Below are 12810 nucleotides of genomic sequence, written 5' to 3'. Positions count from 1 at the left end.
CTTAGTCGCCCGCCAGCCGCGCCTGGATCGCCTCCAGAATCCAGGCGTCGCGTGTCTTCCCCGCCTTGGCGGCGGCGGCATCGATCTGCAGCGACAGCGCCGGCCTGACCGGCAGGCTCAGGATGAACGCGGTCTCACCTTGGTTCGGTTCGGGAGGATCGTAGACGAGGCTCGTCAGCGTGGAAGCGAAGCGGCGGACCGCCTCGCGCTGGCGATCGAGCGTCAGGCTTCCGTCGCGGGCGACCAGCGGACAATAGGCGGCGACGGCACGGTCGACGATGACTGCACGGGGCACGCCCGCGCTGGTGAGGCGGCGGACCGCTGACGCGAGTGCCGCGCCCGCCTTCTCGTCGAGTTGCGGCGAGAGGATCGCCTGGGTCAGGACGGCATCGGCCTCCGGATGCGGCGCCGAGGGCGGACCGCAATCGAGGCCCGCGGATCGGGCGGGGGCGCCCGCCAACGCAACGGCCAGGCCCGCCGCGAGGCCGAGCGATCCGAGGGCGGCGCGTCGTCTCATGGATCTGGGTTCTCCCGGCCCTGGAGTGGTTCGCCCGGTCGTCGCCCCGGCGGATCCTGATGCCGTCGGCCTTCGGGCGTGGTTCTCCTCGCAGGATGCCTCCCGGCGCGTCGAACGGCGTTGATTTCGATCAGCGTTCGGAGGTTGCGCGCACCGGAGACGGCCACCCGTGTCGAGGCTAAGCCCGAGGTCAGGGCGCCCGATCACCTGCGGGCTCTCGCGCGAAGCCGCTTCACACCGATGCCGGCCGTCCCATCGCAATGAGGCTCAGGCGAGAAAATCCGAAAAGCCGCCCCGCTCGGCGCCGCTGCGCTCGGCGGCGTCCCGCGCCTGCGGTGCGACCAGGGCGTCGCGTTCGGCCGCGTAGAGGTAGCCACGCGCCTCGCCGGGGAAGCCGCCGGCCGTCGCGGGATGGGTGTAGAGTTCGGTCAGCCCGTCCGGCAGATGGCGCAACAGGGCGGTGACGCGCTCCGGCGTCATCGCACCCGACCATGCGAGGCCGAGCGTTCGGGCTGGGATCAGCAGGCCGGCATGCCGGGCGCGCAGGGCAAGCAGCGCCGCCCAGGGCGCGGTGTCGAAGGCGGGTTTCGGTTGGAAGCTGGGCTCGGCCCGCCGCAGCAGGTCGCGCGGCTCGCGCGGCACCCGCAACGCCCGCATCCCAAAATCGCGGCCGATGCGCAGCACGAGGCCGGCGATCAGCGGGTGGATGTGGAAATGCTTGTGCGCGTTGACGTGATCGAGCGGCAAGCCGGTCGCGCGGAACGCCTCGAACTGCGCCCGGATCTCGGTAGCGAGCTGCCGCCGGGCGGGCGCCTTCAGGGCGAGATCGAGGCCGAGGCGCTCCATGTCGCGCCGCATCAGCCCCTGCCCGTCCGTCAGGTCGGGCAGCTCTGCGGGCGGTAGGGTCGGCCAAGCCTCGACCAGGACGAGGTGCAGCCCGACCCGGAGGGACGGCGTGCGTCGCGCGCGGGCGGCGGCATCGGCCGCACCGGGTGCCGACACCATCAGGCTGGCGGCGGTGAGGATACCCTCGCGATGGGCCTGCTCCACGGCCTCGTTGACCTCACGGCTGAGGCCGAAATCGTCGGCGGTGACGACCAGTCGCTTCAAGCTCTGCCCCCTCTCTCGGGTGTCGAGAGGGCAAGCCCTCTCGGGGGTCCAGGGCGGAGCCCCGGAAACGGAAATGGCCGGGCCCAAGGCCCGGCCATTCCGGTTTTGAACGTCCCTGACCGGCGTTACGCGGCGGCCTTGCGGTCCCGCAGGAAGTGCCAGAACTCGACGCCCTCGCGGAGCCGCCGCTTCATCATCTCGGGTGAGCGGACCATCTCATTGACGATCGAGGCGATCTTCGGGGCGCGGAAGTAGAACTTCCGGTAGAACTCCTCGACCGCCGAGAAGATCTCCGAGTGCGACAGGTGCGGGTAGTGGAGCGGCGCGATCTGCACGCCGTTCTCATCGACCAGCTCGGCGTTCTCGACGTCGAGCCAGCCGTTCTCCACCGCCTGCTTGTAGAGGAAGGTGCCCGGGTAGGGCGCGGCCAGCGAGACCTGGATCGTGTGCGGATTGATGCGCTTGGCGAAGGCGATCGTCTCCTGGATCGTCTCCTTGGTCTCGCCGGGCAGGCCGACGATGAAGGTGCCGTGGATGGCGATGCCGAGATCGTGGCAGTCCTTGGTGAACTTCTCGGCCACCTCGACGCGCATGCCCTTCTTGATGTTGTTCAGGATCTTCTGGTTGCCGGACTCGTAGCCGACCAGAAGCAGGCGCAGGCCGTTCTCCTTGAGCACCTTCAGGGTCTCGCGCGGCACGTTGGCCTTGGCGTTGCACGACCACGTCACGCCGAGCTTGCCCAGCTCGCGGGCGATCTCTTCCGCACGCGGGAGGTTGTCCGTGAAGGTGTCGTCGTCGAAGAAAAACTCCTTCGTCTGCGGGAACTCCTTCATGCAGTACTTGATCTCTTCGATCACGTGGGCGACCGAACGGGTCCGGTAGGTGTGTCCACCCACGGTCTGCGGCCACAGGCAGAAGGTGCAGCGGCTCTTGCAGCCGCGGCCGGAGTAGAACGAGATGTAGGGATGCTTGAGGTACCCGATGAAGTACTTCTCCATCTCGAGGTCGCGCTTGTACACGCTCGTGACGAAGGGCAGCTGGTCCATATCCGTCATGATCTCGCGGTCCTCGTTGTGGACCACGACGCCGTTGGCATCACGATAGGACAGACCCTTGATTTCCGACATCGGCACGCCGTCGGCGACTTCCTTGACGGTGAAGTCGAACTCGTTGCGGGCGCAGAAATCGATGCACGGGGCCTGGGCCATGGCGCCGGCGGCGTCCACCGCGACCTTGGCGCCGATCAGGCCGGCGATCAGTCGGGGGTTCGCGGCCTTCAGAGCCTCGACGGTCTTCACGTCCGACTTGAAGGACGGGACCGAGGTGTGGAGCACCACGAGGTCAAAATCGTTGGCCTGGGCCACGATCTCGTCGAGCTTGATGTTGTGGGGTGGCGCGTCGATCAGCTTCGAGTTCGGCACCAGGGCGGCCGGCTGGGCCAGCCAGGTCGGGTACCAGAAGGACTTGATCTCGCGCTTGGCCTGGTAGCGCGAGCCGGCGCCGCCATCGAAGCCGTCGAAGGTGGGGGCCTGCAGGAAAAGCGTGCGCATGGGGTTCAAGGCCTCAAGGCTCGAGCGTTGGAATGTATAAGGGCGAATGGTTTGAAGCTTAGACCGAAGTCGCGCGCGACTCGCGACCGAGGCCGTGCTCCGGAATCAGCGTACCGTCCGCAACCACACGGTAATCGTGACCTTTCCATGTCACCGCACCCGAGACGAAGCTCCAGGTGAAGTTGACGAAGGAGAGCATGTCGCGAATCGGCAACAGCCAGTAGGCGTGGGGCGCGAGCCCGAAGGCGCGCTCGATGCGCAGGCAGAGCCCGATGCGGCAGGCGAGCGCCAGGGCGGCTACGGCCAGCGCACCGGTCCCGGCACCGGGGATCAGCGCGGCGAGCAGCGCCAGCGGGAAAGCGTGCGTGACCACCGAGCCGGCATAGCCCTTGGGATCGACGTTGCGGATGGTGCGGTTCCAGCGCAGCTCGTGCCGCCACAAGCCCGACAGCTCGGTATCGACGCAGGCATGTCCGATGGTCAGCGCGGGGATCGCCACCGTGCCGCCCTCACTGCGCAGGGCTTCGCCGATGGCGTAGTCGTCGGCAAGATCATCCTTGAAGGCGCGGAAGCCACCGATACGGGCGAGCGAGGCCGCCGTCATGGCGATGGTCGAGCCGAAGCAGGGCCGGGCAAGATCGAAGGTGGTGCCGAGGATGACGTTGGGCACGAACTGCACATCGATGGCGAGCGCCGCGAGCTGGGCGCAGACGCCGCGATCGCCCGGCACACCGTGATAGAGGCAGGTCACTCCGGAGACGCCCGGCTGCGACAGCGCAGCGACGACGCGCTCGAGGTAGTCGGGCCGTACCGACATGTCGCTGTCGGCCAGCACCACGATTTCGTGGGCGATCCGCTCCGACATGTTGATGAGGTTGGAGACCTTGCGGTTCGAGCCGTGCTGGCTCGCATCCACCACGAGATCGATCCGCAGGCCGGGATGGGCCTCGCGCAGGGGTTGCACCACACTGAGCGCCGGGTCAGAGGCGTTCTGGACGCCGAACACGACCTGCAGCGGGCCGGCATAATCCTGGCGGCAGAAGGTTTCGAGGTTCTCGAACAGGTCCGGCTCGAGGCCGCAGAGCGGCTTGAGGATCGTCACGCTCGGCCGCGGCGCGTCTTTTGCAAGAACGGGAGAGGCTTGGGCGGCGAAGCGGCCGACGAGAACGGCGGCGAGCAGGGCATAGACGCAGCCGGCGAGCGCCGTCAGCAGAAGCACGGGGGCGATCCAGGCCAGCAGCTCGTTCAGGTCCATGGCGCGGCGTTGCTCGCTGCTGTCGTGGGTCGGGGGCCGCGGGCGGCGGCCTGAATGGTCAAGGCCCGGATGCCGCCCCAACCGGGTCGCGGTCGGCTCCGGGCCTTTGTCCTGAGGTTCGCGTTGCCGCCGAAACGCTCGACGCTTCGGCGGCAGGAATGGCTTCTAAGAATGCCTCACAAAACGCCCGCTCGCTGACCGTTCTCGCTCAGGCGAAGGCAGCGCAGCGGGCGTTCTGTGAGAGACACTAAGCCCCTACTCTCGGGGCGAGACTTTGGCGGCGAGCATTCCGTCGGTGCGTTCGAGCATGAATTTCAACAGGCCGTCGGCGCCGCCCTTAAGCGGATCGGAGAAGCTCGCCCGCATCGAGGCGACCTCACTGACGTTGCCGTTGAGCAGCACGTCCTGCACCCGGTTGCTCGCGTTGACGACGTAATCGACGTCCGACTCGTCGCCGTCCTTGTTCGAGACGTGGGTGAAGACCACGCGGTTGGGACCGCGCGCTTCGCTCTGCGGCTTGACCTCGAACTTGCCGCCGGCCGCCTGCGAGAGGCGGTTGGCGTAGAGCGTGACGAAATACTTGCCGAAGGTCTCGGTCAGCGCGTCCTGCTGCTCGGGCTTGAAGGTCTTCCACTTCGGGCCGACGGCGGTGCGCACCATGGCGGGCGTGTCGAAGGTCGCGGCGAGCGTATCGCCGACGATGGCCAGCCGGCTTTTGAGGTCGCCCGCGCCGTTCTTCAGCGCCTCTTCGAACTTGGCGTAGAGGCGCTTGATCGGCTCGACCGCCGGATCCTCGGCGGCACGGACGATCTGCGGCGTCCCCGCAGCGGCGAGGATCGCGGCGGCGGCGAGGAGGGTGCGGCGGTTCAGGCGCACTTCTGGAGCGCTCCAGCTTCGTTGTCGGGGGAGAGGGTGGCCGGGTTCCGGGCGGCGGGAAAGCCGTAGGTCGGAGCGAGGGGAGCGGGCGCGAGGCGGCGGCCGAGCCGCGCCCGGATCGCGCCGAGTCCTTCGCGAACGGCCTCGGCGCCGGCGGGCTCGGGGGAGGCTGCAGTCTTGCGCTCCATCAGGTTCCACAGGGCGAGGCTCGGCAGGCCGACGGCAAGGTCGGCGACGCGCTTGACCAGCGACAGAGCGAGTGCGGCCTCCGGCGGGATGCCGAACAGGGCGCCGAGCGCGATCAATCCGCCTTCCTGGGCGCCGATGGCGCCGGGCACGACGAAGGCGGCGCCGCGCACGGCCTGGGCGAGGCTCTCGATCACCAGGGCATCGACGAAGCTGATGGAATAGCCCATGGCGTTCAGCGCGATCCACACCTCGACCGTGCCGGCGACCCAGCCGGCGAGGTGGATCAGCAGCGCCGCGCCGACGCGGGCGCGGTTGCCGTAGAGCCGGCGCAGGTTCTGGTAGAGCACGTCGATCGCGCCGAGCGCGCGCCACTCGCGGCCGGCGGCGAAGCGGCTGAGCGCCGCCTCGATCAGGCGGTGACCGCTGCGGCGCTGGATGACGTAGAAGGCGGCGAGCGCCGGGATCGCGAGAAGCACGCCGCCCGCGACGGTGCGGACCAGCGGCCCGTCGCCGGTGATCTGCATCAGCAGGAGGAGGCCGGCGATGGTGAAGACGAGCTGCGTGACCGCCTGGGTCATCAGGTCGACGAACATGCTGGCGCCGGCCATGCCGCCGGGCGTGCCGCGGCGGGTGAGCAGGCGCGCGCCGATGAAATCGCCGCCGACCTGCGCCACCGGCAGCAGCGTGTTGATGCCCTCGCGCACGAAGCGCAGCGAGATGCAGTCACGCAGGGTCGGCCCGGCGCCGCGGGGGAACACCGTGTGCCAGCCGAAACCGGCCCAGGCGACGGCGGCGAAGCGGGCCAGCACGACGGCGAGCGTTCCCCAGCCCGCGCTGACGACTGCGGCCGTGACATCGGACACGCCGGAAGACAGGAACAGCGCGAGCGCCGTGCCTAGTCCCACGATCGATGCCAGTGTTGTGAGACGCTTCATCAGCCTCTTTCGAGTGATCGCCAAGGCTTGTGTTGTCGAAATCCCACCCGAAGCGACCATCGAAGCTTAGCCGGTGGCGGGAAGCGTTCCGGCAGGTTGCAGCTTTGCCCAGCCCTGTCTATCACCCGATTGACACACCGGGGAGCAAAGCGGCGCCCGCGGTGGACGCTGGCGACGATTGTCGCGCGATGCCGCTTCTAGGGAGCCTCAAATGGATCGCGAGCCGCAGATCACGGCGGATTCCGCCCTGATCGACGACGCCTCGGCGAACGGTTTTTCGCAGGGCTACGAGGGCCGCCACGCGTTGGAAGGCCGCTCGCCCGCCACCCGCAGCCCGGTGATGGCCTGGAACGAGTGGGATCCGCTGGAGGAGGTGATCGTCGGCTCGCTCGACGGCGCCACGATCCCGACCCATCACCTCACCGTGATCTTCAACCTGCCGCGGGCGGCCCAGCCGTTCTACCGCTTCGCCTCCGGCTGGAAGTATCCGAAGTTCATGAAGAAGCTGGCTCAGCAGGAGCTGGACAACTTCATCTCGATCCTGGCCGGCGAGGGCGTGAAGGTGCGCCGTCCCGATCCGGTCGATTTCTCGAAGAAGTTCAAGGCGCCACGCTGGACCTCGCGTGGCTTCTGCGTCGCCTGCCCGCGCGACCCGTACCTCGTGATCGGTGATGAGATCATCGAGAGCCCGATGTGCTGGCGCTCGCGCTACTTCGAGAGCGATGCCTACCGCTCGCTGTTCAAGGAATACTTCCGCGCCGGCGCGCGCTGGACCTCGGCGCCGCGTCCGCAGCTCACCGACGACCTCTACAACTACGACTACCGGGTGCCGAACCTGAAGGCCGGCGAGCCGATGCAGTTCACGGTCAACGAGTTCGAGCCGGTGTTCGACGCCGCCGACTTCGTGCGCTGCGGCCGCGACCTGTTCGTGACCCGCTCGAACGTGACGAACCTGATGGGCATCGAGTGGCTGCGCCGCCATCTCGGCCCGGGCTTCCGCATCCACGAGATCGAGAGCCGCTGCCCGCAGCCGATGCACATCGATTCGTCGTTCATGCCGCTGGCGCCGGGCAAGGTGCTGGTCAACCCGGATTACATCGACGTCGAGAAGCTCCCGGCGGTGCTCAAGAAGTGGGACGTGCTGATCGCGCCGCGCCCCGACCCGGTCTCGGGTTTCATGAGCAAGATCTCGATGTGCTCGCCCTGGACCTCGATCAACGTGCTCGCCATCGACGAGAAGAAGATCGTCGTCGATCAGAGCCAGCCGACCCTGATCAAGGCCCTGAAGGATTGGGGCTTCGATCCGATCCCGGCCCCCTTCCTGTCCTACGGCCCGTTCGGCGGCTCGTTCCACTGCGCCACGCTCGACGTGCGCCGCCGCGGCGTGCTGAAGTCGTACTTCTGAGCGATCGCCCCGCCCGCGGGGTGGGGCTTTCATCGACTGGAGCCCGCCGCGAACGCCTCGCGGCGGGCTTCTTCATGTTCGGCCGCCGTCGTGCTCCCGGCTTGCTTCGGCTCCGCCTCAGGATGACGGCCTGGATCAACCGCCCCGTCATCGCGAGCGTCGGCGAAGTGATCCAGAAGTGCAACGTTTCAGGATAAGCCGCTTGGTTAGAAGAGTTTTACCCGCAGGCGCGGATCACTCGCCCAGCAGCCGGTCCGGCACCCGCGTCGCCCGCCGATAGGTCGTCCGCGCCAGCACCAGAGCGCCCCCGTATTGCAGAAACCCGTTCTCGGCGAGCCCGTCCGGTGCCAGATGGGCCTGGAGCGCGAGGCGGGTCAGCGCATTGAGCGCGATGACGGCAAGGCAGAAGACGGCGGATGCGAGCGCCGCGGCGACGAAATCGGGCATGACGGGCCTCCCGGATGGGACAGCCCAAGCTTAGCAAGGGGCGAGCCAGCCGGAAGACCCCCGATGGGCTAACCCACCGGCGGGCGCGTGGCCACCATGGCGGGCCGTTCCTCGAAGCGGGCGAACCACGCGGCGAGCTTCGGCGCGTCGTCGCGCCAGGCGATGTCGGAGAAGCGCAGGTCGAGGTAGCCGAGCGCGCAGGCGAGCGCGATGGTGCCGATGTCGACACGCTCATCCAAGCTTTCGGCATGCTCCTCGAACCATGCCAGTGCGCTCTCGATCTTGGCGGTCTGGCCCTCGATCCAGGCGGCCGAGCGCTCGGCTTCCGGCCGTGCGGTCAACTCGTAGCGGATCAGCAGGGCGGCATCGAGCACGCCGTCGGCGGTGGATTGCTCGTTGAGGGCCCGCCAGCGCGCGGCCCCCTCGGCCGGAAACAGGCGCCCGCCGCCGAGCACGTCGAGATACTCGCAGATCACCCGGCTGTCGGCGAGGCTCTCGCCGTCGTCGAGGATCAGGGTCGGCACTTGGGCGAGCGGGTGCTGCGCCAGCACCGAGCGGTCGCGCTTGACCGGGTGGACGGCGCTCGGCAGCAGCTCCAGCCGCTCGGCCAGGCCGAGTTCGTGGGCGACCACCATCACCTTCCGCACGAAGGGCGAGCTGTGCGAGTGGAACAGCTTCATCGGCGTCAAACAATCCTTTGCAGTTTCGAACGGGATGCGGTGCTCAGCGCTGCACGGCGGCCGGCGTTGCCGGCACCTTCGGCGTCTCGACGCCGAGGCGCTTCACCGGCCAGCCGTCGCCCCAGCGGCGCATGTCGCTGAAGGCGGGGTCGTTCTTCAGGCTCTGGGCGTCCTTGCCGGCGAAGGCGGCGGTCGCCGCCATGTCGAAGGTGCGCCAGAAGGCGAGGAAATCGAGGCTGTCGGCGCGGGCGTTGTTGATCTGCGAGACGAGCGTCGTCTGCTCGCCCGAGAGCGCCATGTCGGCCGACCAGCGGAAGGGCGGCGGCTTCTCTCCCGGCGGGTCGGGCGGCAGCTTGATCGCCCCGCTGTCATAGGCCGCGTCGAGCCCGGCGGGCGAGGCCAGCGTCGCGGTCAGCGCCGGGAAACCGTGATCGTCGGAGAGCGCCCGCACGAACAGTTTGCGCTCCGGCGGAACGGTATGGGCGTCGCGCAGGATGCGGCGGGCGGCAGCGTCGGCGGCGCGGGCATCCCGGTCGCCGATCACCGTCACGAGCAGGGTCTTGGGCGACATGCCGTCCAGGTCGCCGAGCGGGATGCCGCGGGATTTCGCGTCGCGGGCGATGCCGCCGGGCATCACGATGTAGACGAGCTTGGGCGCCGGCAGTCCCTCCTGTCCGGCCTCCGCCGCGAGGTGGGCGGCGAGCGGCGCGCCGGCCAGATGACCGATCAGGGCGAGGCGGCCGGTGTCGGGCTTGGCGTCGGCGTCGCTCGCCAGTTCGGCCAGCGCGGATTTGAGCAGGCGCGCGGCGATGGCCGGAGCGTCGGAGGGCCGGGTGCGGTTCACCTCCTGGAAGCGCGGGAACAGCACGAGCCAGCCGTGGCGGGCGAGGTGGTCGATCCAGGCGCCGTAGGCCTGCGGGTTCGGCGCGCCCCAGGCGTGCAGGAACACGGCCACCGGCCGTCCGCCCTCGGGCGCCGGACCCGCCTTGTAGAAGGCGTAGGTTGCCGCACTGGCCTTGCCGACCGCGCGCTTGGTGATCGTGGCAGCCTTGTCGCCGACGCCCCCCGGCCCTTCCGTCGGCTGGGCCGGCGGCGCGGCGGCGAGGGCCGGCCCGGTGACGGACAGGGCGGCCAGCAGGCCCAGGGCGGGCCAAGGCAGGGCAGCGAGTCCGGACTTCAGGCGCATCAGTCTCTCGACGATCGGCGAAAATCTGTGCCGGACCCGCCCGCTCATGCGGAATTCAGGACTCGGCCGCGCCTGAATAGCAGATTCCCGCGCGGAGGCGACGTCGGACGGGCAACGGTCCGCGCTATTCGCGTTGCTTCACCCGGCGGCACTCGGTCTTGAGGTAGCTCGTCTTGCCGACCTCGTCGCGCAGGTCGGTGCGGGCGATGATTTCCTGCCAGCCGCTGGTGCAGCCGAGTTCGTTCGCGACGCGCACCTTGCGCACCTCGCTCGCCCGCTCGTCGGTGCAATCCGGCTGCGGGATGCCGTTGGCGCAGACGAGCACGACGGCGATGAAGGCGTTCATGGCGAATCTCCCGGGTTTTCTTGTCGGTTTTGCCTGCTCGGCGGCGGCCCGGAGCTTACGCGCGATGTCGTCATCGGGTTGCGCCGATCGGGCGCGTCATCCCAGCTCGACGATGAGGTCGCTACGAAACGTCTTTCCTTCCACGGGGTTGGCGAGCCAGCGGGTGCGTCCGATCCGCATATCGTGACCGGCATGGAAGTGGCCGGAGATCCATAGATCGGGGCGGTCCGCATCGGGGAGATCGTCGAGGACGGTGGTGGCGTAGAAGGCCGGCACCCACCAAGGCACGCCGGGCGCGTTGCGGAACGCGTCCGCGGCGCGCGGGCTCGCAGGATGGTGCGTGACCGCGACCGTCGGACCCTCGTGCGGCCGGGCCAGGGCTTCGAGCAGCGCCGCCTTCTCGCGGGCATGCGCCTCCATCGCGTCCGCGGGCGACCAGGGCGCACCGTCGGCGCGGCGGATCGAGCCGCGATATTCCCGCGAGCCGGTGACCGGGTCGGTCATCCGCGCGGCGGCGAAGGCGACCGGATCGTCCGGCCGGTCGGGCGTGTCCTCGGTGAGCCAGCGCCCGGCGAGCGACCAGTCGCTCCACAACGTCGTGCCAACGAACCGCACACCGCCGATCACGACGGCCTGCCCGCCCTGGAGCAGGTGGATGCGGGCTCCCAGCCCGTTCAGCCGGGCGACCTCGCGCTCGAGCGCGGCGAGGAGTTCGGGCGCGCTGCGCCCGTCGCCGGTCGGGGCGTAGTGCTCGTGGTTGCCCGGCACCAGCACCACCGGCCGCCCGCCCGCGAGGGCCCGCACCGTGGCGAGCCCGGCCTCGGGCTGGCCCTCGTGCAGGTCGCCGGCGCAGACGAGCACGTCGAAGGGGGACGAAGGCGGCGGGATCATGTCCGGGCGCCGCCGTTCGAGATGCAGGTCGGAGAGGGGGAAGAGGCGCAGCACGGGGTCCGCAGGGTCGAAGGAAAGGGGAAGAAGGCTCAGGCACGGGCCTGCGACGCGGCGTCCTCGGCCGCGGCCCGCCATTCCCGGCGGGCGGCCTTGAGCACGTCGAAGGCGGAATCGGCGTTGAGGACGGCGATGCCGGCCGCCGCCACGAGATCCGGCCAGGGCGAGAGCGTCACTGCGGTGACGAGGCCGGCAGCGATGATCGCCACGTTGGCGGCGACGTCGTTGCGGGCGGAGAGGTAGGCCGCGCGTGTCAGGCTGCCGTGCCCGTCGCGGTGGCGGGCGAGCATCAGCGCGCAGGCGAGGTTGACCCCCAGCGCGCCGAGTCCGGTCAGCGTCAGCGGCACAGGGGCCGGCGCGGTGAAATCCGAAAATTTCTCGTAGGCCGCCCAGGCCGTGGCGAGGCCCGGCACCAGCAGGATGCCGGCGAGCAGGGTGCCGAGCCGCGCCCGGTTACGCACGCTCCAGCCGAGGCCTGCGAAGATCAGAAGGTTGATCGCCGCGTCCTCGAGAAAATCGAGGCTGTCGGCAATCAATGCCACCGAGCCGATGGCGAGTGCCACCGCGATCTCAATGCCGAAATAGCTCAGATTCAGCGCCGCCACGCGGGCGACGACCGGGCGCAGGCCCGGCGAGGGCGTCAGACGAGGCACCGAGGGGTTCCCGAAGGTGGAGCGCGCCGGTGATTGCCCGAAGCGCCGGGCGCTGTCGAGAACCCTTCCGAGAGCCCTTCCGAGAGCCCTTACCCCCGCAACCCCGCTCGGCCTTTTGTCCGTCTGGATTTGCGCGCGCGGCTGTGCAAGGCGAAGGGATTGCCAAAGGATAGCCAAGCCGCCCGTCGAGCGGCTTTCCGGACCGGGAGGCCTTGAGAATGTTGCCCGAACTGCGCGTGCTCTATTTCGAGGATCTCGAAGTCGGACTCACCGAGATCCTCCGCAAGGAGATCTCCTCCTCCGACGTGGTGGGCTTCGCCGAGATCACCGGCGACCGCAACCCGATCCACCTCTCCGAGCACTTCGCCGCGCGCACGCCCTTCGGCACCCGCATCGCCCACGGCCTCTACACCGCCGGCCTGATCTCGGCGGTGCTCGGCACCCGCTTGCCGGGGCCGGGCGCGGTCTACATCTCGCAGACCCTGAACTTCCGCGCGCCCGTGCGCATCGGCGACGTCGTCGAGGTGAAGGTCGAGGTGGCCGAACTGATTCCCGAGCGCCGCCGCGCCCGGCTCGCCTGCACCTGCTCCGTCGGCGACGAAGTGGTGCTCGATGGCGAGGCCCTGGTGAAGGTGCCGAAGAAGGAGGAGGCCGACCCCCTCGCCATGCGCATGGGCGGCGGCCGCGCCTGAAATATCGTCCCGAACGGTGGT

Annotated in this window: 14 protein-coding genes; 2 read left to right on the top strand and 12 right to left on the bottom strand. The window is 69.3% G+C overall.

Going from position 1 to position 12810, the window contains the following annotated elements; translation table 11 throughout:
- Position 1: 1 nt before the first annotated feature.
- From LPC10_RS16960 to LPC10_RS16935, 6 genes are all read right to left on the bottom strand, one after another.
- Positions 2-517 carry a hypothetical protein gene (locus LPC10_RS16960; RefSeq protein ID WP_231343619.1) on the bottom strand — a complete coding sequence of 172 codons (516 nt, stop codon included), beginning with the start codon at positions 515-517 and terminating at the stop codon, positions 2-4.
- A gap of 267 nt (positions 518-784) precedes the next feature.
- Positions 785-1627, bottom strand: a complete 843-nt coding sequence (gene hpnK / locus LPC10_RS16955) for a hopanoid biosynthesis-associated protein HpnK (RefSeq protein WP_231343618.1) — start codon at positions 1625-1627, stop codon at positions 785-787.
- Between the two features lie 125 nt (positions 1628-1752).
- Positions 1753-3177, bottom strand: coding sequence for a hopanoid biosynthesis associated radical SAM protein HpnJ (gene hpnJ / locus LPC10_RS16950; protein WP_231343617.1), 1425 nt, complete (start codon positions 3175-3177; stop codon positions 1753-1755).
- A gap of 58 nt (positions 3178-3235) precedes the next feature.
- Entirely contained in the window at positions 3236-4432 is a 1197-nt protein-coding gene (gene hpnI / locus LPC10_RS16945; protein WP_231343616.1) for a bacteriohopanetetrol glucosamine biosynthesis glycosyltransferase HpnI, read from the bottom strand.
- A gap of 255 nt (positions 4433-4687) precedes the next feature.
- Positions 4688-5308, bottom strand: a complete 621-nt coding sequence (locus LPC10_RS16940; protein ID WP_231343615.1) for a phospholipid-binding protein MlaC — start codon at positions 5306-5308, stop codon at positions 4688-4690.
- Positions 5299-6432, bottom strand: coding sequence for an HpnL family protein (locus LPC10_RS16935; RefSeq protein ID WP_231343614.1), 1134 nt, complete (start codon positions 6430-6432; stop codon positions 5299-5301). Before LPC10_RS16935 ends, LPC10_RS16940 begins: the two co-directional genes overlap by 10 nt.
- Positions 6433-6643: 211 nt before the next feature.
- On the opposite strand from LPC10_RS16935, the gene LPC10_RS16930 reads away from it, so the two are divergent.
- Entirely contained in the window at positions 6644-7837 is a 1194-nt protein-coding gene (locus tag LPC10_RS16930) for an amidinotransferase (RefSeq protein ID WP_231343613.1), read from the top strand.
- A gap of 234 nt (positions 7838-8071) precedes the next feature.
- Here the strand turns inward: LPC10_RS16930 and LPC10_RS16925 are convergent, their stop codons facing one another.
- The 6 genes from LPC10_RS16925 to LPC10_RS16900 form a co-directional block, all read right to left on the bottom strand.
- The gene (locus tag LPC10_RS16925; RefSeq protein WP_108941233.1) at positions 8072-8284 is read right to left on the bottom strand and encodes a hypothetical protein; all 213 of its coding nucleotides are present in this window, start codon (positions 8282-8284) and stop codon (positions 8072-8074) included.
- Between the two features lie 68 nt (positions 8285-8352).
- The gene (locus LPC10_RS16920; RefSeq protein ID WP_231343612.1) at positions 8353-8964 is read right to left on the bottom strand and encodes a glutathione S-transferase; all 612 of its coding nucleotides are present in this window, start codon (positions 8962-8964) and stop codon (positions 8353-8355) included.
- Positions 8965-9007: 43 nt separating this feature from the next.
- The gene (locus LPC10_RS16915; protein WP_231343611.1) at positions 9008-10150 is read right to left on the bottom strand and encodes an alpha/beta hydrolase fold domain-containing protein; all 1143 of its coding nucleotides are present in this window, start codon (positions 10148-10150) and stop codon (positions 9008-9010) included.
- A gap of 124 nt (positions 10151-10274) precedes the next feature.
- Complete coding sequence (locus tag LPC10_RS16910; protein ID WP_133090985.1) at positions 10275-10496, bottom strand: hypothetical protein; 222 nt, start codon at positions 10494-10496, stop codon at positions 10275-10277.
- Positions 10497-10592: 96 nt separating this feature from the next.
- Positions 10593-11441, bottom strand: a complete 849-nt coding sequence (locus tag LPC10_RS16905; RefSeq protein WP_231343610.1) for a metallophosphoesterase — start codon at positions 11439-11441, stop codon at positions 10593-10595.
- A gap of 35 nt (positions 11442-11476) precedes the next feature.
- The gene (locus LPC10_RS16900; protein ID WP_231343609.1) at positions 11477-12097 is read right to left on the bottom strand and encodes a cation transporter; all 621 of its coding nucleotides are present in this window, start codon (positions 12095-12097) and stop codon (positions 11477-11479) included.
- Between the two features lie 218 nt (positions 12098-12315).
- Here LPC10_RS16900 and croR point away from each other — a divergent pair, with 218 nt between their 5' ends.
- Positions 12316-12789: a 3-hydroxybutyryl-CoA dehydratase gene (gene croR, locus LPC10_RS16895; RefSeq protein ID WP_056203233.1), complete on the top strand. Its 474-nt coding sequence runs from the start codon at positions 12316-12318 to the stop codon at positions 12787-12789.
- Positions 12790-12810 lie beyond the last annotated feature (21 nt).

The sequence above is a fragment of the Methylorubrum sp. B1-46 genome, assembly GCF_021117295.1.
Lineage (GTDB): Bacteria > Pseudomonadota > Alphaproteobacteria > Rhizobiales > Beijerinckiaceae > Methylobacterium.
This window is presented reverse-complemented; position numbering and strand designations above follow the sequence as displayed.

Coding starts and splice junctions, on each gene's coding strand:
- LPC10_RS16915 (WP_231343611.1), bottom strand. CDS start 10,150: ATGCGCCTGAAGTCCGGACTCGCTGCCCTGCCTTGGCCCGCCCTGGGC.
- croR (WP_056203233.1), top strand. CDS start 12,316: ATGTTGCCCGAACTGCGCGTGCTCTATTTCGAGGATCTCGAAGTCGGA.
- LPC10_RS16910 (WP_133090985.1), bottom strand. CDS start 10,496: ATGAACGCCTTCATCGCCGTCGTGCTCGTCTGCGCCAACGGCATCCCG.
- LPC10_RS16920 (WP_231343612.1), bottom strand. CDS start 8,964: ATGAAGCTGTTCCACTCGCACAGCTCGCCCTTCGTGCGGAAGGTGATG.
- LPC10_RS16935 (WP_231343614.1), bottom strand. CDS start 6,432: ATGAAGCGTCTCACAACACTGGCATCGATCGTGGGACTAGGCACGGCG.
- LPC10_RS16960 (WP_231343619.1), bottom strand. CDS start 517: ATGAGACGACGCGCCGCCCTCGGATCGCTCGGCCTCGCGGCGGGCCTG.
- LPC10_RS16930 (WP_231343613.1), top strand. CDS start 6,644: ATGGATCGCGAGCCGCAGATCACGGCGGATTCCGCCCTGATCGACGAC.
- hpnJ (WP_231343617.1), bottom strand. CDS start 3,177: ATGCGCACGCTTTTCCTGCAGGCCCCCACCTTCGACGGCTTCGATGGC.
- LPC10_RS16925 (WP_108941233.1), bottom strand. CDS start 8,284: ATGCCCGATTTCGTCGCCGCGGCGCTCGCATCCGCCGTCTTCTGCCTT.
- hpnI (WP_231343616.1), bottom strand. CDS start 4,432: ATGGACCTGAACGAGCTGCTGGCCTGGATCGCCCCCGTGCTTCTGCTG.